This is a genomic window from Bacillus sp. FSL R5-0603, assembly GCF_038050295.1.
GTDB lineage: Bacteria > Bacillota > Bacilli > Bacillales > Bacillaceae > Bacillus > Bacillus subtilis.
In genome coordinates this window covers 3505221-3528645 of the sequence record NZ_JBBOYP010000001.1, presented here as the reverse complement: position 1 = coordinate 3528645, position 23425 = coordinate 3505221, and the positions used below count along the sequence as shown (strand labels likewise).

Genomic DNA, 23425 nt, shown 5'->3' with positions numbered 1-23425 from the left:
TCATGACGCAATCACCGATTTTTCTAACGCCTGTGTTTAAAGAAAAAATCTGGGGCGGAACCGCTTTACGAGATAGATTTGGATACAGTATTCCTTCAGAAACAACGGGGGAATGCTGGGCCATTTCCGCTCACCCAAAAGGACCGAGCACTGTTGCAAATGGCCCGTATAAAGGAAAGACATTAATCGAGCTTTGGGAAGAGCACCGTGAAGTATTCGGCGGCGTAGAGGGGGATCGGTTTCCGCTTCTGACAAAGCTGCTGGATGTGAGGGAAGATACGTCAATTAAAGTTCACCCTGATGATTACTATGCCGGAGAAAACGAAGAGGGAGAACTCGGCAAGACGGAATGCTGGTACATTATCGACTGTAAGGAAAACGCAGAAATCATTTACGGGCATACGGCCCGCTCAAAAACCGAACTTGTCACAATGATCAACAGCGGTGACTGGGAGGGCCTGCTGCGAAGAATCAAAATTAAACCGGGTGATTTTTATTATGTGCCGAGCGGAACGCTGCATGCATTGTGCAAGGGGGCCCTTGTTTTAGAGACTCAGCAAAATTCAGATGCCACATACCGGGTGTACGATTATGACCGGGTTGATAGCAACGGAAGTCCGAGAGAGCTTCATTTTGCCAAAGCGGTCAATGCGGCCACCGTTCCCCATGTGGACGGGTATATTGATGAATCGACCGAATCAAGAAAAGGAATAACCATTAAAACATTTGTCCAAGGGGAATATTTTTCGGTGTATAAATGGGACATCAATGGCGAAGCTGAAATGGCTCAGGATGAATCCTTTCTGATTTGCAGCGTGATAGAAGGAAGCGGTTTGCTGATGTATGAGAGCGAAACATGTCCGCTCAAAAAAGGCGATCACTTTATTATGCCGGCTCAAATGCCCGATTTTACGATAAAAGGAACTTGTACCCTTATCGTGTCTCATATTTAAACTTAATCTCACTTCGAGATTAAGTTTTTTTTTATTAGAAAATGGAAGTGATTCACCTATAAATGAAGCATGCGCGTGCCGATAAATAAACTAGTTTTATATACTCATAGAATAAGAAAGAGGAGAAGGAATGAAAAAGAGACTAATCGCACCTATGCTTCTATCCGCCGCGTCCCTTGCCTTTTTTGCCATATCTGGTTCTGCCCATGCAGCCGCGTATACCGACTACTCACTATATAAAGTAGAGCCGTCGAATACGTTCAGTACAGAAAGCCAAGCCTCACAAGCTGTCGCCAAACTGGAAAAAGATACTGGCTGGGATGCATCCTATCAGGCTTCAGGCACAACAACGACCTACCAAATTTCCGCCTCAGGCATTCATAGCGAATCAGAAGCGAAAGCAATACTGAGCGGACTCGCCAAACAGACATCGATTACAGGAACGTCAAGTCCTGTTGGAAGCAAACAGCCATATGTCACCATCTCGTCAGGTGCCATCTCCGGAGAAAAACAGGCCAACACTATCCTAGCAAAGCTGAAACAGGAGACGGGAGTGGCTGGCGCTGTAAAAGCTTACGGAGCAGCTCAGCCCTATATGAATGTCATGACATCAGACATTGCTGATGAGACAAAAGTCAAGGCGCTTATCCAGAGCCTGGCCAAGCAAACGGGGATTAAAAGCTCGTATCAGCCCATCACACACACGGTGTCTGTCACAACCATTCAGTCTGGCACAATCGTGGGAGACAGCAGAGCAGCGCAGATCAAAAACGCCTTCCAAAAGGAATCGGGGCTGCATGCATCATTAAAGGAAACGGTGAAAGGACAAGCCTATTATACGTTCACAACTGCCGCCATTTCAGGTGAAGCGAATGCCAAGACTCTATTGCAGCAGCTGAAACAGAGCACTGGCATCACAGGCAGCTACAAGTCCATCAATCAAAAAACAACCGTTGAGTCATACAATGTCCAATCAGCTTATTTCAAAGGGCTGAATACAGTAAAGAACGCCATCAGCCAAATCAAGAAAAACACCGGCGTATCCGGCAGTTATCAACAGGTTGGAAAAAGCACATCATATACCGTGAATATGAAGGGTATAACAAAACAGCAGCTCCAAAAAATAGACACTTTCTTTAAAAAGAAAAAATGGCATTACACGTCATCCAACGTCAAAAAAACGACAACGTCTGCAGCTTATCAAATCACGACGGCAAAGATTTTAGGCGAGCAGCAAGCAAACAAAGCAGCAGCCTTCTTTGCTCAGAAAAAAGTAAAAGCTGCAAAAACAGCAGCTGGATCAACAGCAGAAAATCAATATCAGCTCATCTCAGAAGAAACATCAGATCAAGCAAAAGTCACAAAGGGTTTGAACATATTAAAGCAAAATCAGCTGAGTGCTTCTGCGAAATCCGTCAAAAAACAAATAGCTGACACGTTTAAAATCACAACCGAATTTCTGCTTGATCAAACGAAAGTCAATCAGGCACTCACGTTTTTCAAATCAAATCATATATCAGCAGCAAGCCAGAAAACCGGTCAGACAGCTGCGAGCAGCTACCAAATCACAACTGAAGCTATCATCAGCCAAGAAGAGATTGACCGCGTTTTAACATTTTTCAAACAAAATAAAATAGCAGTCACAACATCAAAAATAGGCCAGACTGCATATACACAATACAAAATCGTGACAACACAGCTCAGCAGCAAAACTGCATTGAACAATGGGTTAACCTATCTTAAATCAAAAGGTTTAACTCCGAGCTACACAACGAAAAGCAATACGCTTTATAAAATCAGCGTAAACGAACAGTTCACAGGCAATGATACAGCTGCTGTGGCATCAACGAAGCTAAAACAATTATACGGATGGACATCATCTATCGTGAAGATCAAAAACGGCCCGCAAATCATGAAAACAAATTACAATCTCTCGCTTCGTGATATGGTCCAAAAACAAATGACAGTAAGTCCGCAAACAGACGGAGCGGCTTACGTATCGCTCACGTACATTAATACAGCAACATCAACCGTTACGGCTGATGTACTAAATATCCGGTCAACGCCGGAAGTCAGCCCGACAAACGTGATCGGCCAATTTAAAAAAGGCGATAAAGTGAAAATCATCGGACAGATAAACGGCTGGGCTAAGATCAATTTGGGCTGGCGAAACGCAAGCAGTGATGAAGTAGTTCAATACGTGGATCCGAATAACTTTTCCAGAGACAGCAAATACTACTTCCAATTTCTCAAGCTGTCACAGACAGCGGGCCTCAGCGTTACTGAGGTCAATCAGAAAGTGCTTGCGGGTAAAGGCATCCTGACAGGGAGAGCAAAGGCATTTATCGATGCCGCCAATCAATATAGCATCAACGAACTGTATTTAATCTCACACGCTCTTCTGGAAACAGGAAACGGGACATCCGCTTTAGCCAATGGATTAACCTATAACGGAAAAACCGTATACAACATGTATGGAATTGGAGCATACGACAGCAATCCGAATTACTACGGAGCCAAATATGCGTACGAACAGGGCTGGTTCACACCAGAAGCGGCCATTATCGGCGGAGCTAAATTCATAGGCTCATCGTATATCCACAACACAGCTTACAATCAGGACACACTGTACAAAATGAGATGGTCAGCTACAGCGACACATCAATACGCAACAGACATCGGCTGGGCGTACAAACAAGTAAACCGCATGTACAGCCTGTATTCATTGCTGGACGGCTATACACTTTACTTTGATGTTCCGGAATATCAATAAAAAACTTAGAAAGTTGCAAATAGGCTGTAGCTATTAAATAGCTACAGCCTATTTGTTTATCACACCTCAATCTTGTCCGCAACAATCATAAAAATACTCATTCTTGAAGCATTTGAGATGGCTGTATCATCAGGTTTGATTTTTGTACTCCCTTTCATAAAACCTATTTCAAGCACATTTGATTTTTCTCCGCCGGCAAAATACCAGGATCCCATTCGGATATCCTTTTGTTTTAAGCGGAAATCTCCTTCTATCGATTGATGCAGTAAACTAATATAGCGTTCATTTAATGTGACTTGCAAGTTTCCATCTGCATTGATAGTAATATTTCGGACTAAATTTGATGTGTAAGATGGTAAATAACCTGAAGTCGGAACCATCCATTTTTTGTTTTGAGCATTATACTCTAAAATGAAGGTTTGCATAAATGGTTGAAATCTTTCTGGAGGTGTATCTTGGTGCCCCACGGTTTTTAATAAAGGGGATCGAAGCATAGGTACATGATTCATGAAGTTTTCATAAGAATGGTATGCATAAATTCTGCTTATACGATTTCCTTCTTTTCCACTTGTAATTCCCACCATTAATGATTTTGCCCCAGTTTCAGGATTGGTGTACATACAGATCCCTTCCGGTTCACGGAAGTTATTCTCATATCTAGTGGACAAGTCTTTGCCAACAGTAATTTCTTTTTGCAGCACTATTTTATTATCGGAATCAAATACAGTTATGAGATTCGGATAGCTTTTGCTGTTTGTATCTCCTGTATACCAATATAAATAACCGTCATCTAAAAAGAAACCTTGTAAATAATGAAGTTCGTCAGGAATGTTAATAGTATAAAGAGGATTGTTTTTATTTGCTATTGCATCGTCCAGGTTAAAGATTGTCACCCACTGTTTATTATTTTTTGTATCGTATTGTCTAATTGCCAACTGTCTATTCTTCATATCAAGAGCAGGTGTAACCCTATGATCGAAAGGCATATTCGAGAATCGCTGAAGTTCTTTAGAATTTTCATCTAAAGTCGCGCCTGCTTTATATGGGAAACAAACTAATTCACTTTTATCTGTTTCGTTTGGTTTATCGTATAGTGACCAAATATAAATGGTGCCATTACGGTTTTCAATTCCTATATTTGTACCATGACCTCCATGTTTCAACAGCATGTTGTCTAATTGTAAACCTTCAAGAGATAAACGAGTTATGCGATAGCTTTGGGTGTTGTCTTTTCCTAATCCACTTGCGACTTGGGTTGTATAAATTTGGTGGTTTTTCTCATCGAAATTGAATGATTGAAGTACGGTTTTGTCTGCTACACGTAGTTCAGTAAATAATTTAGGCGTGATGTTGGTGAAATCAAACAGTTCTTTTTTTCTCATAAATTTACCACCTCTATTATTATTTGCTGCCATAAGCAACTAATTACATTAAAGCAAACATACGTTCGGTAGTCAAGAGAAAAAAGAACACTTGTTCTGTTTTGAACAAGTGTCATCATTTAGCTTATTAAATTTTCGATGAAATTTAATAAATTTTGGCTTGAATTCCCCTCAGAATACTTATTCCATCTATCGGAAAAAACTTTTATTTTGAAATAATTAAATGGGGTTTGAATTTCATTTATTAATGATTCACTGTCATAGCAGGCTCTTCCAGGTATTATGGAAAGATAATTATCAACCAATCCCCGCTTCTGTTGATAAAGTTTTAAATCATAAGTATAAAAAAGAATGGGTTTATTTAAAATCGAAAATTCAAAGGGAACAGAAGAATAGTCAGTGATTAATATGTCTGCAGCCATGAGTAGATCAAACAAGGCATAGTTAGAAACATCTTTAATATAATCACTGGAATATTTAATATCAATATTGTTCTGAATGGCGGGATGCAGCTTAACAAATAAAACATATTCTTCTTTTAACTGATGAATTAATTGTTCTTCTGTAAAAGGCAATTGAATTGATTGCATATTATAATCTCTAAATGTCGGTGCATAGAGGATTATTTTTTTTCTTTGTATGTTTAGAGTATCTGAAATTTTTTTCTTGTTTTCTCGGTAATAAGGGTCTGTTAAAGGTACACCTATTTTTAATAATTGGTTATCCTTTATTCCAAATGATTTCTTGAAGATATTTGCCATCTCTTCTGAGCCAACAGTTAAATAATCATACGAACTGTATACTTTTTGGAACCTTTTAATATCAGTTTTCGTCCGTTGCATGTTTGTAATGTCTTCCAAACCAAATTTTTTGAGTGAGCCATTTGCGTGCCATACTTGGATACATTTCGTTTGCTTCCGCTTATTTAACACACTTGTTAATAGAAAGTAATTATCTGTTATGATCACTTTACTGTTAAACATTAGGTATACAGCTTTAATGAGATGGATAGGGTTTTTTTCTTGTATTAAATATGCATCTACATTCGGGAAGCTCTCGGCAATAGAAGAGGCCTGTTGGGTATACAGGATGTTAAGTTTGTAAGAGTATTGTCCTTGTTCATATTCCTCCAGAATCGCTTTTGCATTTGCTTCGAATGAGATCAGGAGGGTCACTTTGCTTTCAGGTTTCACCCATTGCAGAAAAAAGGCGATTGCTGATAAAAAATACAAATAGCAATTCGCCAGTAGTGATCTTATTTTCATTTTTATCATCCATTTATTTGAAAGTTTTCGTTTTTAAATCTGTTTTGTATGATCTTTTTCAGGCTTTGGATAGAAAGTTTTTTTGTTTTTTTCTTCTTTTAAAACCGTTAAAGCATATTTTGGGATGCTAAGCATTCTTTTCCATCGCCATGGATTCAAGATTAAACGGTAGAACCATTCTAAATTTAAACGTATCATCCAGGAAGGGGCCCGTTTGACATTACCGCTAAATACATCAAAGCTTCCTCCTAGACCTATAGATATGGCTTTAGGGAACAAGTGTCTGTAGTTATGAATGAACTTCTCTTGATGAGGATACCCTAAAGCTACGAATACCATGTCAGGATTTGCTCTTGCAATTTGTTTTGCCACTAGGGTGCGATCTTGAACATAACCGTCTGAATAACCTGCGATTTTAATGTTTGGGTATTCAGAAGAAATTTTGGATACAACACCTTTTATAACATCTTTCTTCGCACCGTACAGAAATATGCGTTTTTTCTTCTTGTTAGCAACGCCAAGAAGTTCTTTAAAAACATCGTAGCCTGCGATTCGGGACTGAAGCCTGTTGTTAGTCAAACGTGACATCATGACTACACCGATCCCATCAGGCAAAATGAAGTTTGAAGAAGATAGTACATCAAAGTAGTCCCGATCTTTAATAGCTGCAAATGCAATTTCAGGGTTGACTGTGGAAATGACAGCACCAATCTTTTGATCAATATAATGTTTCTCTAGGTAATCGATAAATGATGTTAAGTTACTGTTAACATAAGGAATATTGTGAATAGTCTCTGTTTGCATGTCTGGCTCCTCCTTCCTTTAAGATTCTATTTATATAGTTAAAAACCGAGAGTTTCTAAAAGCAAAATCAAGCTACCTTATATTTTAACATAAATCTTCAACAAAGGATTAACATTATCTTTACATTAAATTTAAATATGTTTCCAATTTTACAATTGAATGAACGAATGAACAACAGACCTTGGTGCCAATGGAGTCTGAGTGAAATTACATATTTTGGAATGTTTTTCTCCTCATGAGTACTTAACCTTTTTTAGGCGGTATGCTATAATTAATGATCAGTGAAGACATACGAGAAATATGTCGATATAAGGAATACAAACAGGTTTTTAGAATTTAATCGCTAACGTCAGTAGTGTTTTTAATAGTGTTTAACATTAGGAAGGAGCGTTTCTTTAAATGAAAAAAGTTATCACATATGGAACTTTTGATTTACTGCATTGGGGTCACATTAAATTGCTTGAGCGTGCAAAGCAGCTTGGTGATTATTTAGTTGTTGCTATTTCAACGGATGAATTCAATTTACAAAAGCAAAAAAAAGCTTATCACAGCTATGAGCACCGTAAATTAATTTTAGAAACCATTCGATATGTGGACGAAGTAATTCCTGAAAAGAATTGGGAGCAAAAAAAGCAAGATATTATTGATCATAATATTGATGTTTTTGTTATGGGGGATGACTGGGAAGGTAAATTTGACTTTCTCAAAGATCAGTGTGAGGTTGTTTACCTCCCAAGAACAGAAGGCATCTCTACAACAAAGATCAAAGAGGAAATTGCTGGTTTATAATTTAGGATCCTGATATCATTGGTTCAATATCTAATTAAAGTACTTCTTATTGAAATAAGAAGTACTTTTTGATGCTTACATTGATTTTTGTGACTAAAGTATCCGGGTAGATATAAATTTCAATGATCATATATTCTAGATGCCGAAAGGGAGTAAAAAATTGTCTTTACATGCGGTGAGTGAATCTAATATAAAACAAATTCCTGACATGGATTATTATTTTATCTCTGGTGGACTGCCAAGTAATTATGGCGGTCTGACGAAATCATTATTATTGCGTTCAAAATTATTTGGAGAAGAGTGTAACCAATACACCTTTTTCTTAACGTTTCGTTTTGATTTAGAGTTGTCTTCAAAAATTGATGAATTGTACAGCAACGGTAAGATTGATAAAAAATTCACAAGTGTTATTAATCTATTCGATGATTTTTTAAGTGTTAGAACAAATGGGAAAAGATCATACGAAGAAAGGATAGGCCTTGACCAGATAAAAAAGCAAGTTGGAATGGGGAAATTTGCAAAAACTGTGTCAAGATTGTTTGGTAAGAAGAACAATGAAATGTCTGTAGTTTACTACGGAGATGGAGAAACTATCCGGTACGTCGACTATTGGAATGATAAAAACCAGCTCATAAAGAGAGAGGAATATACGAAGAACGGAAACTTAGTTCTCGTTACTCATTATGATGTGCAGCTAAACAAGATGTATCTGCAGGAATATATTAATGACCAAAATCAAGTATATTTAGACAAACTCTATGTATGGAACAATGAAGAAAAAGATGTTCAATTATCTCATATTATTTGGTACTCCCTTGAGGATGAGATAAAAGTAAAAGATGAATCGGAACTGCGTCAATATTGGATAGAATATCTGCAAAAACAAAATGATAAACCTAAGTTGTTTTTAGTGGACAGCAGACCGCAAGACAAACATGTCTTTAAAGTGAAAAAATCACCTTCTTCCTATTATGGAGCAATTATTCATAACAAGCATTACGGCAGCAATAAATATCAAATTAAGGGTCGCTATAAAGAAGTATTTAGTCAGATGTATAATTTGGATGCTGTCTTTTTTATAACTGAGGAGCAGCTAGAAGATTTTAAATTGATTTCAGGGGAACAAGAGACGTTTTTCTTTACTCCGCATACAATTGATAAGCCTCTTGATCCCGCTGTATTGAATGTGCCGAGTGAAAAATACAAAGCTGTCATTATTTCAAGACTTGCATCTATGAAAAATCTGATACATGCAGTAAAAGCATTTAGTTTAGTCGTGAAAGAAATTCCTGAAGCAAAACTTGATATATTCGGATCGGGTGAAGATTTCGAAAAAATAAAAAAAGAAATTGAAGATACCAAACTGCAGAACAATGTCTTTTTGAAAGGTTATACGGATAACCCTGACTCAGAGTTTCAAAAAGCTTGGCTAACCATTTCAACCTCTCATTTTGAAGGGTTCGGTCTATCAAATATGGAGGCACTGAGCAATGGATGTCCAGTTGTAACATACGATTATGATTACGGAGCAAGGAGCTTAGTTACTGACGAAGCAAATGGATATGTCATTGAACAGTATAATATAGAGAAATTGGGTCAAGCTATTATCTCTTTGATGAAAGATGAAAGTACTCATCAAAAATTTTCAGAACAAGCTTTTAAAATGGCTGAAAAATATTCAAGACCCAACTATATTGAAAATTGGGCTTTTGCTCTTAATCAGATGATTGAGGTGCGAATAGAAAGAGAGAAGTTCTCTAAAAAGGTTGGAAAAAAAGATCCTTCTATTAGTTCCTATACTGAGGATTTTGATAAAACTAAAATAGAAATTGACATTGAGAATTTTGATCATAATGATATTAAAAAAATAAGTTTAGTGGGCTTGGACAGAAAGAATAAGGCTGAAATTATTTCAACAAACTTACAAAATGATCAACTGTTTGTAATTGATCTCGAAAAAGATGTAAATATTGAAAAGATAGCTGCTAATAAAACCCAAGTTATTGATTTTTATATTGTTTTCAATGCAAATGGCCATATTAAAACAATGCGAAGACTTTCGAGTGAAGAAACAAAATTGTCAGGAAACAGTATAGATACTAATAATGGCTATAGAGTAGAGCCCTATACAACAGTTAAAGGCAATTTCTCTTGGAGGGTCACGGAAATAAAAGAGAGTTAATATTTTGGGTAATGTCCTTAGTAGTTGACACTAATAAAAGGAAGCAAAAAGGAAAGAGCTTTTATACAGAGGAGCAGAAAAAAGTAATGATTGAAAACACTGTGATTAAATGTATTTTGAAAAGCTTGAAAAACAATTTAGGAAGTCTTGAATTGTTAATCTCAATTGATTCAGAACACCAATTTTTAGAGGATTACCAGTTATTTTTAAAGCTGAAAGAGAGACGTTCAGGAACGGAATCTGAATTTCCGCTTCAAAACACTGGCTCATTAGAGTATAAAACTGAGATAAATGCTCATGTTTTGCCTATGCCTGTTGAAATGGGACAAACATATGATTTTTATGTCGAATTTCGAAAAAAATATGAAGGTGCGGAGCAGGAACCACTCTTGAAGCGTCTTTCTGCTGAAGTAAATTCAATTGAGCGCGCCTTTCATGTCGATCAAACCACAGAACTTTTGATTTTACCTTATACAACTGATAAAGGCAACTTTTCTATTAAGTTGAAAAGAGAGGCCAAAATCATCAGATTTGATCAAATCGAGATTAGCTCTGAAGAAATAAGCATAACAGGTTATGCGGGGTACCTGAGTTCCGAAAATCAATATCGGATAAAAAACTTGAACCTTATTTTAAAAAAGGGTGGAGAAACACCTATTGAGGAAAAATTTCCAATCAAACTAGATAGAAAAACACATGGCCTTGAAAACATGAGAGCAGATGGTTTTGTTCCGGAACTGTATGATTTTGAAGTTAAAGTGCCTTTGAAAGAAATTCCTTTCTCAAATGAAAAACGTTATGTTTATCGTCTTTTTATGGAGTATATATGCAATGACGATGAAGGAACGGATATTCAGTTCAACAGCACTGCTCTTGTTTTAGGAGATCGAAAAAACAAATTAAAAGGATTAGTAAGTATTATTAAAACAAACAACGCACCAGTTCGTTATGAAGTCTTTAAGAAAAAGAAAAAGCAGACTCTAGGTATCAGAGTAAACGACTATAGCCTGAAAACAAGGATTAAATACTTTATTAAAGGAAAGAAGAAGAGATTAGTATCAAAATTAAAAAAGATCACAAAAATGAGAAACAAGTTAATCACTAAAACATACAAATCTCTATTCGTGATGGCTAGCAGAATGCCAGTTAAAAGGAAAACAGTCATTTTTGAAAGTTTTAACGGGAAACAATACAGTTGTAATCCGAGAGCGATTTACGAATATATGCGGGAAAACCATCCTGAGTATAAAATGTATTGGAGTGTAAATAAACAATATTCAGCGCCTTTTGATGAAAAGGGGATTCCTTACATTAATCGCCTCTCATTAAAATGGCTCTTCGCTATGGCAAGAGCTGAGTATTGGGTTGTTAACAGCCGGCTTCCATTATGGATTCCGAAACCTAGTCATACAACATATTTACAAACATGGCATGGCACGCCTTTAAAAAGACTTGCAATGGATATGGAAGAAGTCCATATGCCTGGTACAAACACCAAAAAATATAAAAGGAATTTTATCAAGGAAGCTTCTAATTGGGATTACTTGATTTCCCCAAATGGTTATTCAACTGAGATCTTTACACGGGCGTTCCAGTTTAACAAGACAATGATTGAATCTGGATATCCTAGAAATGATTTTCTTCATAATGATAATAATGAGGAAACAATATCATTGATAAAGAGTAGGTTAAATATTCCTCGTGATAAAAAGGTTATTTTATATGCCCCTACATGGAGAGATGATCAGTTCTATGCAAAAGGGCGTTATAAGTTCGATCTCGATTTAGATTTGCATCAACTTAGACAAGAGCTTGGAAATGAATATATCGTAATCTTAAGAATGCATTATCTGGTAGCTGAGAATTTTGATTTAGGTCCTTTTGAAGGATTTGCATATGATTTTTCTGCTTATGAGGATATTCGAGAATTGTATATGGTTTCTGATTTGCTGATTACTGATTATTCTTCAGTATTCTTTGATTTTGCAAATTTAAAACGGCCAATGCTATTCTTTGTCCCTGACATCGAAACTTACCGGGATAAGTTGCGTGGTTTCTACTTTGATTTTGAAAAAGAAGCTCCTGGTCCTTTGGTAAAAACTACTGAAGAAACGATTGAGGCTATCAAGCAGATCTCATCGCCTGATTATAAGCTTCCGGTTTCTTTTGGTCCTTTCTATGATAAGTTTTGCTATTTAGAGTCAGGACGTTCATCTGAAAAGGTTGTTAATACTGTATTTAAAGCTGAATAATTTAGGTTATTTTATAAAATGTATAGCTGTCGATATTTCGGCAGCTTTTTAGATACTTGTTGAGAAGTGAAAAAAAATGCAGGATCTGTTACAATAATCAGCGGTGCTTTCAAATTTTTAAACAGAAAGATTCCCAAAAACAATTAAGTCTAAGGAAGATAAAAAATGAATGATTTGTTGCGTATACTCAGAGAGCAAATAACGTCATTTCCTTTAATTTTAAGATTGGCGGCTTATGAAACCAAGTCTAAATATCAAATGAATTATTTAGGTGTCTTATGGCAGTTCTTAAATCCGCTTATCCAAATGCTGGCCTACTGGTTCGTATTTGGTATGGGGATTAGAAAGGGCGGTCCTGTGACAACCGGAGCGGGCGAAGTGCCTTTTATTATTTGGATGCTGGCAGGATTAATCCCATGGTTTTTCATCAGTCCAACTATACTTGATGGATCAAATAGTGTATTTAAGCGCATTAATATGGTGGCTAAAATGAACTTCCCGATTAGTTCTCTACCGTCCGTGGCCATTGCATCTAACTTATTTAGTTATATGATCATGATGGTGATTTATATCATTGTACTCCTAGTTAATGGTGTGTTCCCGAGTGTGCATTGGTTACAATATATTTATTACTTCATCTGTATGATTGCTTTTATGTTTTCGTTTAGTTTGTTTAACTCAACGATCAGTGTGCTGATTAGAGATTATCAATTTTTGCTGCAGGCCGTAACAAGACTTTTGTTTTTCTTGTTGCCAATTTTTTGGGATGTTAATGCGAAACTCGGTCAAAGCCACCCCGAATTAGTGCCTGTTCTGAAGTTGAATCCACTATTCTATATTATTGAAGGATTCCGGAACAGCTTCTTAGATGGAGCATGGTTTTTCCATGACATGAAGTACACGCTGTACTTTTGGTTGTTCACATTCCTTTTATTGTTAGTAGGTTCCATCCTGCATATGAAATTCAGAGACAAGTTTGTTGACTTTCTTTAATACGTAAGGAGATTGTACGATGAAACTAAAAGTTTCGTTTCGAAATGTTTCAAAGCAGTATCATTTGTATAAAAAACAATCGGACAAGATTAAAGGATTGTTTTTTCCGGCTAAGGATAATGGTTTTTTTGCTGTGCGGAATGTCTCCTTTGACGTGTATGAAGGGGAGACAATCGGCTTTGTAGGAATAAACGGGTCAGGAAAATCGACCATGTCTAACCTGCTGGCTAAAATTATTCCGCCGACCAGCGGTGAAATTGAAATGAACGGCCAGCCGTCGCTGATTGCGATTGCTGCCGGTTTAAATAACCAATTAACGGGCCGGGACAATGTCCGGCTCAAGTGTTTGATGATGGGGTTAACCAATAAAGAAATTGATGATATGTATGACAGCATCGTTGAATTTGCCGAGATTGGCGATTTTATTAATCAGCCGGTTAAAAACTATTCCAGCGGGATGAAATCTCGTCTCGGTTTTGCGATTTCCGTGCATATTGACCCTGACATTTTAATTATTGACGAAGCGCTTTCTGTAGGGGACCAAACGTTTTATCAGAAGTGTGTAGACAGAATAAATGAGTTTAAAAAGCAAGGAAAAACGATTTTCTTTGTCAGCCACTCCATCGGCCAGATTGAAAAGATGTGTGACCGCGTTGCTTGGATGCACTATGGCGAGCTTCGTATGTTTGATGAAACAAAAACGGTTGTGAAAGAGTACAAAGCGTTTATTGACTGGTTTAATAAGCTATCGAAAAAAGAAAAAGAGACATATAAAAAGGAGCAAACGGAAGAGCGGAAGAAAGAAGATCCTGAAGCGCTTGACCGTCTCCGCAAAAAAAAGAAAAAGCCAAAATCACTGGCTAATGCTGTTCAAATTGCTATTTTGTCTATTCTGACTGTCTTCATGGCGGGAACGATGTTCTTTAATGCCCCGCTTCGTACAATTGCTTCGTTTGGCGCTATTCCGCAAAATGAAGTGAAGAACCATCATGGCGATGCAAAGGGCAAGTCGGAGGAACGCTTAACCGCAGTCAATAAGCAAGGGTTTATAGCAAATGAAAAAGCGGCTGCTTATAAGGATCAGGGTTTGAAACAGAAGGCTGACGTTACACTGCCATTCGGTACAGAGGTGACGGTAGCTGCAAAAGGCAAACAAGCAGCGAAAATACAGTTTAACGGACAATCTTATTTTGTGAAGAAGAGGGCTGTTGCAACAAACGTGAAACATGCTGAATTGCGGGCTGCTGACTTTACGCCTTATATCCCACAAACTGCAGCATCTTCCTATGAACACTTCCTGAAATTCTTAGGAGACAGAAGTAGCACCATCCAATCGAAATTGAATGAATACACTGAGGGAGATACAGCTGACGGCAGAAAGAAGCTGGATTTTGATCATGAAAAAATCAGCTATGTGCTGGAGAATGATAAAGCATCAGAGCTTATTTTTCATAACATTTCTCCTATCTACCCGGCGTCACTATCCTTGAGTGATAGCGATGTATTGTATGACAGCAGCAAGAAGCGTTTTCTTGTGAATACAGCTGATCAGGCTTTTGCAGTTGATAATGAAGAGCATACACTGACTTTGATGTTGAAATAAAAAAAGGCTATTGGATGACTGTCCAATAGCCTTTTTGTTTAGATTTCTTCTTTGTTTAATAAGTTTTCCATAAATGGAACGAGCTGATCGCGAAGCTCTTTATCCTGCATCGCAAATTCTAGAGTTGTTGTGATAAAGCCGAGCTTTTCACCAACATCATAACGCTTGCCTTCAAAATCGTAAGCAAACACTCTTTGAATTTCATTCAGTTTTTGAATGGCGTCTGTGAGCTGAATTTCTCCGCCGGCGCCAACCTGCTGTTCTTCTAAATACATGAAGATCTCAGGCGTGAATACGTAACGGCCTAAGATGGCAAGATTAGAAGGTGCTGTGCCTTTAGGCGGTTTTTCAACGAAGTTTTTCACCTGATAACGGCGGCCTTCACTTGTCAGCGGGTCAATAATGCCGTAGCGGTGTGTTTCTTCTTCAGGCACCTGCTGAACACCGATAATAGAAGAAAGTGTTTTTTCATATTCATCCATTAATTGGCGCAACCCTGGTGTTTCAGCCTGAACAATATCATCTCCAAGCAGTACCGCAAACGGCTCATCGCCGATAAAGTTGCGCGCGCACCAGACAGCATGTCCGAGACCTTTAGGTTCTTTTTGGCGGATATAGTGAAAGAAACTTATCACTTTTTTCAGAAGTGTTCAGTTTTTCCTTTATCTAATTGATTTTCGTTTATATCATATCAACCCTCCTTTTCATCTATATATCTATAAAAAAACATGTGTAATTCGTAGTTTAGATAAAGTCCCTTAGCCTGATAAAGACTTCACTAAATTTTACCACGAAAATTTTTAGGAACTACGTATTACAATTCCTTCACGTTTTGACGATGAATTAATATGAGGAGGGCGTACAAAATAAATGACGCAGCAGAAAGAAAATCATTACACTTAAAAACGCGACAAAAAGAATTGACTCTTCCGGAATAGAAAACTTGTTGTAATGAGTATAGATAAGATATCAGATCTGTAAAAAATACACATCAATGCAACGATATTGTCAAAAAGTGATGAGGATTTACATTTTTAAAGAGCCTTAACTTTTATAGGAACATATGCTATTATTGTTTATTATTAATGGAACGTAAAAAATATGTCGAAATGATAAACAATCAGTTAAGGATTTTTGTTTTTTCTGGCACGCTCAGTTGGAAACGGTTGGAAGGTGATGTTATCTAATGAAGAAAGTGATACGTACGGAATGTTTGATTTATTTCACTACGGACATATGAAGCTACTGGAAAGAGCAAAAGAACCTGGGATTACTTAATCGTACGATTGTCTACAAAGGGATACTATGAGGCCATTTACCTTACAAGAACAGCAGGCATTTCAACTACCCAAATCAGAAAAGATATGGCTAGTTTATAGAAGTACTAACTAAAAGAGGCTTGAAGTAAATTCAGTTGCTTCTTTTTTTCTTGTTTGCGTAAATATTAATCTTCACTCTTTAAGGAGTTCACTGATGAAATTTTTATTATAACCAATTGCAGAAGTTTACTAGTTAGAGTTTATTCAGTTTTGTTTGAAATTTTTGTCCTTCTGTCGAGAAACAATAAATTAATTTTATTTGAAAGCTATTCTGGAAACAGTTTAGCTACAATCCCCTACCAATTTACGAATATCTGCTATAAAAAGGTTTTCTCTTAAGTGGATTTGGTACATGGCTGCAGCTAAATATAGGATTGAAAACAGCTGCTGCCTTTATGGAATCCAAAACCCTAAAACACATTGTATGTGCAAACGTGGAACGGCACTCTGTAAAAAACTAGATAATGATATGGCGAAGTGCACATGCTCGGAACCACAACTGAAAAGTATAAACAGAATTTCTGCAGGAAGCCAAAAAATGGGGTTATTTAATTTCACTAATGCTTACTCGACTAAACTTTCATACGTGTATTTCAAAAAGGAAATTTTGAAAACTGGTTATCCGAGAAATGACATTCTACATTATCAAATAAGGAATTAAAGAAAAATAATTTTATATGCACCAACTTTGCGGGATAATGAATTTTAAGAAAGCTGGCCAGTATAAATTTAACTTTAATTTGATTAGAGGAAATGAAGAGAGAACCTTGGAGACTCTGTGGTTATTATTGGTAAGAATGGTATTATCCAGTTTCAGAACAATTTAATTAGGGAAATATAAATATTTTGTGAACGATGTTTCTTTAAATAAAGATATTCGAGATTTATATTTAATTAGTGATTTATTGATTATGGATTATTCTTCTGTCTTTTTTGATAATATGAATTTTTAAAAAACCCTTGTATTTTTTGTGTATGATCTCCCGGCTTATAGAGACTCTATCAGAGGTTTTTACTTTAATTTTCAGCAAAAAACGCCAGGAAACTTGCTTCAAACAAGTGAAGAACTTATAGATACGGTAAAAGAGTTGTTACATAATCCTTATATAGATCATAACTATGAGGATTTTTATAATAAATTTTGTAATTTAGAAGAGGCAAGGCTTCTAAAAGAGTAATTGAAACGATCCTTTAACTTCTAAATAAAGAGGTACAAACACATGTTTTCTATAATTATACCAATATATAATTCTGAAAATTATTTAAGATGTTCAATAGAGAGTGTCCTTAACCAGTCAATTGGATTTAAGGAAAATATAGAACTGATATTAATAGATGATGGTAGTGTTGACAGCAGTCCTCAAATTTGTGAATCCTTTAAAAATCTATATCCTAATAATATTAAAATCATGAAAATTGAAAACTCTGGACCTTCTGCTGCAAGAAATTGTGGATTATCAAATGTAAGCGAAAGATCTAAATTTATTGGTTTTCTTGATTCTGACGATGCATTCTCTCAAAATGCGCTGCAAAGTGTTTATGATTTTTTTTGTGATTCCGAACATGTAAATATTGCGGTATTACCTGTTTATTACACAGGTGAAAAAGAAGGGGGACATAAATTAAATAATAGATTTGAAAAAGGAACAAGAGTTATAAATATTCTCAACGATTATAAAGCTATTCATTTTTATATTGGCGGCACTTTTTACAGAAGACATACACTAAATCGTACCGTCCAGTTTGATGAATCTATAAAGTTTTGGGAAGACGCTATCTTTTTTAACCAGTTATTACTGAAAGAAAAAAGATACGGAGCAGTTGCAGAAGGAAAGTATTTTTATAGAAAACGGAAAGAACAGGATTCTTTAGTTGATCGTTCATGGTTTAACAAAAAAAGGTACACATATTTGTTGAATGAATGTTACATGACTTTGTTGATGGATTCATTCAACAAATATGATATAGTTTTACCTTATTTGCAATTTTTAATTGTATATCATATAAAACTGTTTTTATATCCGAACTATAGAGATGTTTATAAGTCTGTTTTAGATCAACAAGAACAAAGAGTTTTTGTTGATGATTTTATTAAAGTTTTAAAATTTATTGACCCGCAATTTATAAAAGAACAAGATATGCCGATGTACTATAAAGAATTTATGTTTCACTTATTAAAAGAAAATACAGAAGCTCTTGAAAATATAAAAAAAGAAAGAGTACTGCATAGTTCATGTACTGTTACTTCGGCAAAAATAAAAGGGCTTAGACTTGAATTAACAGGGCACTTTATTAACCAGTATTATGAGATGAAAGAAAATGACAGAATATATATAAAATATTTTAAAAGATTAAAAAAATGCAAACGAAAAGAACTGAAAAAAACAATTGAAGTATGGGGATATACATTAAGAGATTTTAGATATGCTGGTTTTGTTGTCAAAATACCGATTTGGGCCTTTGCATTTGACTTTGTACTAAAAACACCAAATGATTCTTTAGAACTTAACCATGTGAACATTTTTAAAAGTTTGCTTACAAGGGTTTTTAAAAAAAGGTAAGGAATGCTTTTCATACATTTTACTAAATTAAAATTGTTTTTCAAAAATTAGTACTCTCTTGTTTCTTACTTTTATTTACCCGAATTCTTATTCATATAACATTATGTTAGGAGTAATCTTTTATGAACGAAAAAAGTTTTAACTATGATTTCAGTGTTATAATGCCGATTTATAATGTTGAGTTGTATCTCACTGAAGCTATAGAAAGTATCATTAACCAAACTGTTGGTTTTGAGAATATTCAGTTAATACTGGTAAATGATGATAGCCCCGATAAAAGTGAAATCATTTGTAAAGAATATGCTCAGAAATATCCCAATAACATTGTCTATGCAAAGAAACAGAATGGCGGAGTGAGCAGTGCTCGAAATTATGGTTTAAAGTATGCTGAAGGAAGATATATTCAATTTTTGGATCCGGATGATTTAGTTTCAGAAGGAACATTCGAAAATGTTTTAAACTTCTTTGACGAACATAAGAATGAAATTGATATTGTAGCAATCCCTATTTTTTTTGCAGAAGGAAGAACTGGAGAACATAATCTAAATAATAAGTTTTCTTCTACAAGAATTTTGGATGTAGAAAAAGAACCGCATCATATATTAACTCATTGTTGTTCTACATTTATAAAAAAAGATGCCTTGAAAAATATCAGGTTTGATGAAAATTGTAAAATAGGTGAAGATGCCAAACTAGTTAATTTAATCATATCGCAAAAGAAAAAGTATGGTCTGGTTAAAGAGGCAAAATACCATTATAGAGTTAGAGAAGATGGATCATCTGCCATGCAGACTGCTAAAGCAAATAAGAATTGGTTTAACCATTCACTTATCACTTTCTCAAAGAATTTAATCGATATTATAAAAAATCATGAACAGAAAATACCTTTATTTCTTCAATATATGGTTATGCATGATTTGAAGTGGAAATTATTGATTAAGGATATCAGTGAAACACCTTTAGACGAAAATGAATACAGTGAATTTTTAACATTGATTCGAGAAGTATTGTCGTATATTGACGACGATGTCATCATTGAAACAAAAAGTGTCAGCCATTTCTATTTATATCATGCTTTAAAAATAAAGCACGGTGAAAATTATAGTAGGTATGTATATGAAAGAGAAACTGAACAGGATTATTATTTATACAGAGAAGGTAAAATTGTTTCGAAATTATCGGATCAAACTTTAACTATTGAAATTTTAGAAGAAAATGAGGATTCCATTCACATAGAAGGCTTTTGGAGCTCGCTGTTTAATTCTAAAGGTTTTAAGTTTTATGCTAAAATTGGCGAAACAAAAATAAAAGCAAAGAATATAAAAAGACAGCATAATGATTATATAAGTTTAGGAGAAGTAATAAAAAAATATCCCGGTTTTTCAATAGATATTCCCAAAGGTCATCTAGCAGATAATCATCATATTGAATTTTTTATAACTAAGGGTAAAAAAAGGAAGTTGACAAAACTTCGTTTTTTCAAGTATTCAGGTTTGTCAAACGATTTATATAATACTTATGTAGCTAAAAAAGATTATATTTTTTATTATAATTATAAAAAATTAATGTTCAAAAAAAACAATTTTAAAAATAGATTTATAAAAGAGTTTCGTTTCTTAAAATCCCTACATAAATCAGGGGAAAAATCAAAAAAACGAAAATCAGCGATTAAGAAGGCACTGATGGCAAGAATGGTACACCATGTTTTCACTATTTTTAATAGAAAACCAGTATGGTTATTCATAGACAGACAAGACAAAGCTGATGATAATGCCGAGCACCTCTTTAAATATGCAATCAACAAGAATGATGGGGTAAAAAAATACTTTATAATAAAAAAAGATAGCAAGGATTACGACAGAATCAAAAAATATGGAAAGGTTATACCATACAGATCTTTTAGACATAAAATTTTAACCTTATCCTCTTCCAAAGTAATATCGACACATGCAGATATATGGGTTGTAAATCCATTTTTTAATATGGAGATTTATTTTAGAGATTTATTTAACTTTGAGTTTATCTTTTTACAGCACGGAATAACAATGGCAGATCATTCTGAATGGTTAAACAAATACAACAAGAATATCAAATTATTAGTCACTTCTGCCAAACCTGAATATCGGTCTATTGTGAAAGGGAATTACAACTATAAAAAAGAGAATATTTTGTTGGGTGGATTTCCGAGATACGATAATCTTAAGAAGAGTGAGGGAGAAAAGCAACTTCTAATAATGCCGACTTGGAGAAAAGATATTGTATTACCGAAAGATCAGGCAAAAGGAGTAAGACCGTACAACCCGAAATTTAAAGATAGTGAATATTTTTCTAGGTATAATGCTTTGATTAATGATGAACGGCTAATCGAATTTGCTAAGAAAAATAATTATAAAATAACTTTTTTTCCTCACCCAGATATTCAGCAACAGATTGTAGACTTTGAAAAGCATGATTATGTGGAGTTTGCCGACTATAACAGCAGCTATCAAATGCTATTTAATTCTTCTAATATAATGATTACTGATTTTTCATCTGTTGCGTTTGATTTTGCATATGAGAAAAAACCTGTTATTTATTATCAATACGAAAAGTCATACCATTTTAAACTTGATTATTATGATTATAAAAAAATGGGGTTTGGTGATGTATTAGAAAATCATAATAGCTTAGTGGATAAAGTTATCTATTATATGAAAAACAATAGTCGTATGGAAGATAAGTATAGAAAAAGAGTAGATAACTTTTTTGCATATACTGATAAAAATAATAGGAATCGTATTTATAATGCTATTTTGGAATTAGATAATAATAAAGTTGCTAAATGAGGTTGGTTTGTTTTATATTGACACTTCAAATGTTGGGAGAAGTTCTGCGAGACTTCTCTTTACTTTTTAAAAGTGAAAAAAACTCAACATTTGTTACAATATTCACTGGTACTTTTAAATTTCTTTAACCGAAAGATCCAAAAAATCAATTATTTTGGTGTATTATGGCAGGTTTTAAATCCCCTTATTCTAATGATGGCGTACTGGTTTGTATTTGGGATGCGCAACAGTAAGCTGGTCATAACAGGTATCGGAGAAGTGCCTTTTATCGTTTGAATGCTGGCTGGTTTGATTCCGTGGTTTTCTATTAGCCCGACAATTCTTGATAAATCCAACAGCGTAGTTAAAGGGATTAATATGGTAGCCAAAATGAACTTTCCGATCAGTTCACTGCCTTCTGTTGTAATTGCTTCAAATTTATTTAATTATTTTGTAATGCTGATTGTTTAGTCATTGTTCTTTTAGCAAGTGGTGTTTACTTAGCTTGCATTGAATACAATATATTTACTATTTAATCTGCATGTTTGTATTTATGTTTTCATTTAGTTTATTTAACTCTACAATCAGTGTGCTTGTCTGGGATTATTAATTTTTGCGGCAGGCCGTTGATCAGGTCTTCGCAGTCGATAATGAAGACTTTGATGTTGAAATAAAAAAAGGCTATTGGATGACTGTCCAATAGCCTTTTTGTTTAGATTTCTTCTTTGTTTAATAAGTTTTCCATAAATGGAACGAGCTGATCGCGAAGCTCTTTATCCTGCATCGCAAATTCTAGAGTTGTTGTGATAAAGCCGAGCTTTTCACCAACATCATAACGCTTGCCTTCAAAATCGTAAGCAAACACTCTTTGAATTTCATTCAGTTTTTGAATGGCGTCTGTGAGCTGAATTTCTCCGCCGGCGCCAACCTGCTGTTCTTCTAAATACATGAAGATCTCAGGCGTGAATACGTAACGGCCTAAGATGGCAAGATTAGAAGGTGCTGTGCCTTTAGGCGGTTTTTCAACGAAGTTTTTCACCTGATAACGGCGGCCTTCACTTGTCAGCGGGTCAATAATGCCGTAGCGGTGTGTTTCTTCTTCAGGCACCTGCTGAACACCGATAATAGAAGAAAGTGTTTTTTCATATTCATCCATTAATTGGCGCAACCCTGGTGTTTCAGCCTGAACAATATCATCTCCAAGCAGTACCGCAAACGGCTCATCGCCGATAAAGTTGCGCGCGCACCAGACAGCATGTCCGAGACCTTTAGGTTCTTTTTGGCGGATATAGTGAATGTCAGCCAGGTTAGAAGCCTTTTTCACTTTTTCAAGCAGCTCAGTTTTTCCTTTTTCTTCTAGGTTTCTTTCAAGCTCAGGAGAGTAATCAAAATGATCCTCAATCGCACGCTTGCTTTTTCCTGTTACGATAATAATATCTTCAATACCGGCTTCAACAGCTTCTTCAATTATGTATTGAATGGTAGGTTTGTCAACGATAGGAAGCATTTCTTTCGGCATTGCTTTCGTAGCCGGAAGAAAACGTGTTCCTAAGCCTGCTGCTGGAATTATCGCTTTACGTACTTTTTTCATTTAAAAGGCACCTTCCTTATGATCGAAAAAATTTATGGTTAAACTATTCTCTATTTACCCTTTTCATTATGTTTTTACACATTTTTATGATATAGGATAAACCATTTTTAAACAAGCTTTATCCTTAATATTAAAACTTATAGCATTTTATTTG

General features: G+C 35.3%; 16 protein-coding genes and 2 pseudogenes. 12 read left to right on the top strand and 6 right to left on the bottom strand.

Annotated elements, in window-relative coordinates; genetic code table 11:
- Window positions 1-2: 2 nt before the first annotated feature.
- Both manA and lytD read left to right on the top strand, forming a co-directional pair.
- A complete protein-coding gene (manA, locus tag NYE56_RS18150) occupies window positions 3-953 on the top strand; it encodes a mannose-6-phosphate isomerase, class I (protein ID WP_341284212.1) in 951 nt (316 codons plus the stop codon).
- Between the two features lie 130 nt (window positions 954-1083).
- The gene (gene lytD / locus NYE56_RS18145) at window positions 1084-3726 is read left to right on the top strand and encodes a beta-N-acetylglucosaminidase LytD (RefSeq protein WP_341284211.1); all 2643 of its coding nucleotides are present in this window, start codon (window positions 1084-1086) and stop codon (window positions 3724-3726) included.
- Between the two features lie 59 nt (window positions 3727-3785).
- Here the strand turns inward: lytD and NYE56_RS18140 are convergent, their stop codons facing one another.
- From NYE56_RS18140 to tagA, 3 genes are all read right to left on the bottom strand, one after another.
- Entirely contained in the window at window positions 3786-5108 is a 1323-nt protein-coding gene (locus tag NYE56_RS18140; protein ID WP_341284210.1) for a phage baseplate protein, read from the bottom strand.
- A 119-nt stretch (window positions 5109-5227) separates the two neighbouring features.
- Window positions 5228-6373: a teichoic acid glycerol-phosphate primase gene (gene tagB / locus NYE56_RS18135; RefSeq protein WP_341284209.1), complete on the bottom strand. Its 1146-nt coding sequence runs from the start codon at window positions 6371-6373 to the stop codon at window positions 5228-5230.
- Window positions 6374-6406: 33 nt separating this feature from the next.
- Complete coding sequence (tagA, locus tag NYE56_RS18130; protein ID WP_032726979.1) at window positions 6407-7177, bottom strand: N-acetylglucosaminyldiphosphoundecaprenol N-acetyl-beta-D- mannosaminyltransferase; 771 nt, start codon at window positions 7175-7177, stop codon at window positions 6407-6409.
- A gap of 399 nt (window positions 7178-7576) precedes the next feature.
- Here tagA and tagD point away from each other — a divergent pair, with 399 nt between their 5' ends.
- From tagD to tagH, 5 genes are all read left to right on the top strand, one after another.
- Window positions 7577-7966 carry a glycerol-3-phosphate cytidylyltransferase gene (gene tagD / locus NYE56_RS18125; RefSeq protein ID WP_003227921.1) on the top strand — a complete coding sequence of 130 codons (390 nt, stop codon included), beginning with the start codon at window positions 7577-7579 and terminating at the stop codon, window positions 7964-7966.
- Between the two features lie 160 nt (window positions 7967-8126).
- Window positions 8127-10148, top strand: coding sequence for a poly(glycerol-phosphate) alpha-glucosyltransferase (tagE, locus tag NYE56_RS18120; protein ID WP_341284208.1), 2022 nt, complete (start codon window positions 8127-8129; stop codon window positions 10146-10148).
- Window positions 10149-10159: 11 nt separating this feature from the next.
- Complete coding sequence (gene tagF, locus NYE56_RS18115; RefSeq protein WP_341284405.1) at window positions 10160-12400, top strand: teichoic acid poly(glycerol phosphate) polymerase; 2241 nt, start codon at window positions 10160-10162, stop codon at window positions 12398-12400.
- A 165-nt stretch (window positions 12401-12565) separates the two neighbouring features.
- A complete protein-coding gene (gene tagG, locus NYE56_RS18110; protein WP_003227928.1) occupies window positions 12566-13393 on the top strand; it encodes a teichoic acids export ABC transporter permease subunit TagG in 828 nt (275 codons plus the stop codon).
- Window positions 13394-13412: 19 nt separating this feature from the next.
- Complete coding sequence (gene tagH, locus NYE56_RS18105) at window positions 13413-14996, top strand: teichoic acids export ABC transporter ATP-binding subunit TagH (RefSeq protein ID WP_341284207.1); 1584 nt, start codon at window positions 13413-13415, stop codon at window positions 14994-14996.
- 38 nt (window positions 14997-15034) lie between these two features.
- On the opposite strand, the pseudogene NYE56_RS18100 reads toward tagH, so the two are convergent.
- Window positions 15035-15666: pseudogene (locus NYE56_RS18100) on the bottom strand (UTP--glucose-1-phosphate uridylyltransferase); the annotation flags it as partial.
- 506 nt (window positions 15667-16172) lie between these two features.
- Between NYE56_RS18100 and NYE56_RS21355 the strand changes: the two are divergent.
- The 5 genes and pseudogenes from NYE56_RS21355 (at window position 16173) to ggaB (ending at window position 21701) form a co-directional block, all read left to right on the top strand.
- The gene (locus NYE56_RS21355) at window positions 16173-16274 is read left to right on the top strand and encodes an adenylyltransferase/cytidyltransferase family protein (protein WP_009968268.1); all 102 of its coding nucleotides are present in this window, start codon (window positions 16173-16175) and stop codon (window positions 16272-16274) included.
- Between the two features lie 393 nt (window positions 16275-16667).
- Window positions 16668-16976, top strand: coding sequence for a hypothetical protein (locus tag NYE56_RS21350; RefSeq protein WP_419145278.1), 309 nt, complete (start codon window positions 16668-16670; stop codon window positions 16974-16976).
- Between the two features lie 187 nt (window positions 16977-17163).
- Window positions 17164-17493: pseudogene (locus NYE56_RS18090) on the top strand (CDP-glycerol glycerophosphotransferase family protein).
- 42 nt (window positions 17494-17535) lie between these two features.
- Window positions 17536-18876 (top strand): glycosyltransferase family 2 protein, encoded by a 1341-nt coding sequence (locus NYE56_RS18085; protein WP_268556311.1) that lies wholly within the window; start codon window positions 17536-17538, stop codon window positions 18874-18876.
- Between the two features lie 122 nt (window positions 18877-18998).
- Window positions 18999-21701 carry a poly(glucosyl N-acetylgalactosamine 1-phosphate) glucosyltransferase gene (ggaB, locus tag NYE56_RS18080; RefSeq protein ID WP_032722619.1) on the top strand — a complete coding sequence of 901 codons (2703 nt, stop codon included), beginning with the start codon at window positions 18999-19001 and terminating at the stop codon, window positions 21699-21701.
- A 149-nt stretch (window positions 21702-21850) separates the two neighbouring features.
- On the opposite strand, the gene NYE56_RS18075 is transcribed toward ggaB, so the two are convergent.
- On the bottom strand, window positions 21851-22069 hold the full coding sequence (locus NYE56_RS18075) for a hypothetical protein (protein ID WP_119123078.1): 219 nt from the start codon (window positions 22067-22069) through the stop codon (window positions 21851-21853).
- Window positions 22070-22392: 323 nt separating this feature from the next.
- Complete coding sequence (gene galU / locus NYE56_RS18070; RefSeq protein ID WP_015714812.1) at window positions 22393-23271, bottom strand: UTP--glucose-1-phosphate uridylyltransferase GalU; 879 nt, start codon at window positions 23269-23271, stop codon at window positions 22393-22395.
- Window positions 23272-23425: the final 154 nt, after the last annotated feature.

What these genes read in the sequence shown, in the direction of transcription:
- manA (WP_341284212.1), top strand. Translation starts at nt 3, where the DNA reads ATGACGCAATCACCGATTTTTCTAACGCCTGTGTTTAAAGAAAAAATC.
- lytD (WP_341284211.1), top strand. Translation starts at nt 1,084, where the DNA reads ATGAAAAAGAGACTAATCGCACCTATGCTTCTATCCGCCGCGTCCCTT.
- NYE56_RS18140 (WP_341284210.1), bottom strand. Translation starts at nt 5,108, where the DNA reads ATGAGAAAAAAAGAACTGTTTGATTTCACCAACATCACGCCTAAATTA.
- tagB (WP_341284209.1), bottom strand. Translation starts at nt 6,373, where the DNA reads ATGAAAATAAGATCACTACTGGCGAATTGCTATTTGTATTTTTTATCA.
- tagA (WP_032726979.1), bottom strand. Translation starts at nt 7,177, where the DNA reads ATGCAAACAGAGACTATTCACAATATTCCTTATGTTAACAGTAACTTA.
- tagD (WP_003227921.1), top strand. Translation starts at nt 7,577, where the DNA reads ATGAAAAAAGTTATCACATATGGAACTTTTGATTTACTGCATTGGGGT.
- tagF (WP_341284405.1), top strand. Translation starts at nt 10,160, where the DNA reads ATGTCCTTAGTAGTTGACACTAATAAAAGGAAGCAAAAAGGAAAGAGC.
- tagG (WP_003227928.1), top strand. Translation starts at nt 12,566, where the DNA reads ATGAATGATTTGTTGCGTATACTCAGAGAGCAAATAACGTCATTTCCT.
- tagH (WP_341284207.1), top strand. Translation starts at nt 13,413, where the DNA reads ATGAAACTAAAAGTTTCGTTTCGAAATGTTTCAAAGCAGTATCATTTG.
- NYE56_RS21355 (WP_009968268.1), top strand. Translation starts at nt 16,173, where the DNA reads ATGTTATCTAATGAAGAAAGTGATACGTACGGAATGTTTGATTTATTT.
- NYE56_RS21350 (WP_419145278.1), top strand. Translation starts at nt 16,668, where the DNA reads ATGGCTGCAGCTAAATATAGGATTGAAAACAGCTGCTGCCTTTATGGA.
- NYE56_RS18085 (WP_268556311.1), top strand. Translation starts at nt 17,536, where the DNA reads ATGTTTTCTATAATTATACCAATATATAATTCTGAAAATTATTTAAGA.
- ggaB (WP_032722619.1), top strand. Translation starts at nt 18,999, where the DNA reads ATGAACGAAAAAAGTTTTAACTATGATTTCAGTGTTATAATGCCGATT.
- galU (WP_015714812.1), bottom strand. Translation starts at nt 23,271, where the DNA reads ATGAAAAAAGTACGTAAAGCGATAATTCCAGCAGCAGGCTTAGGAACA.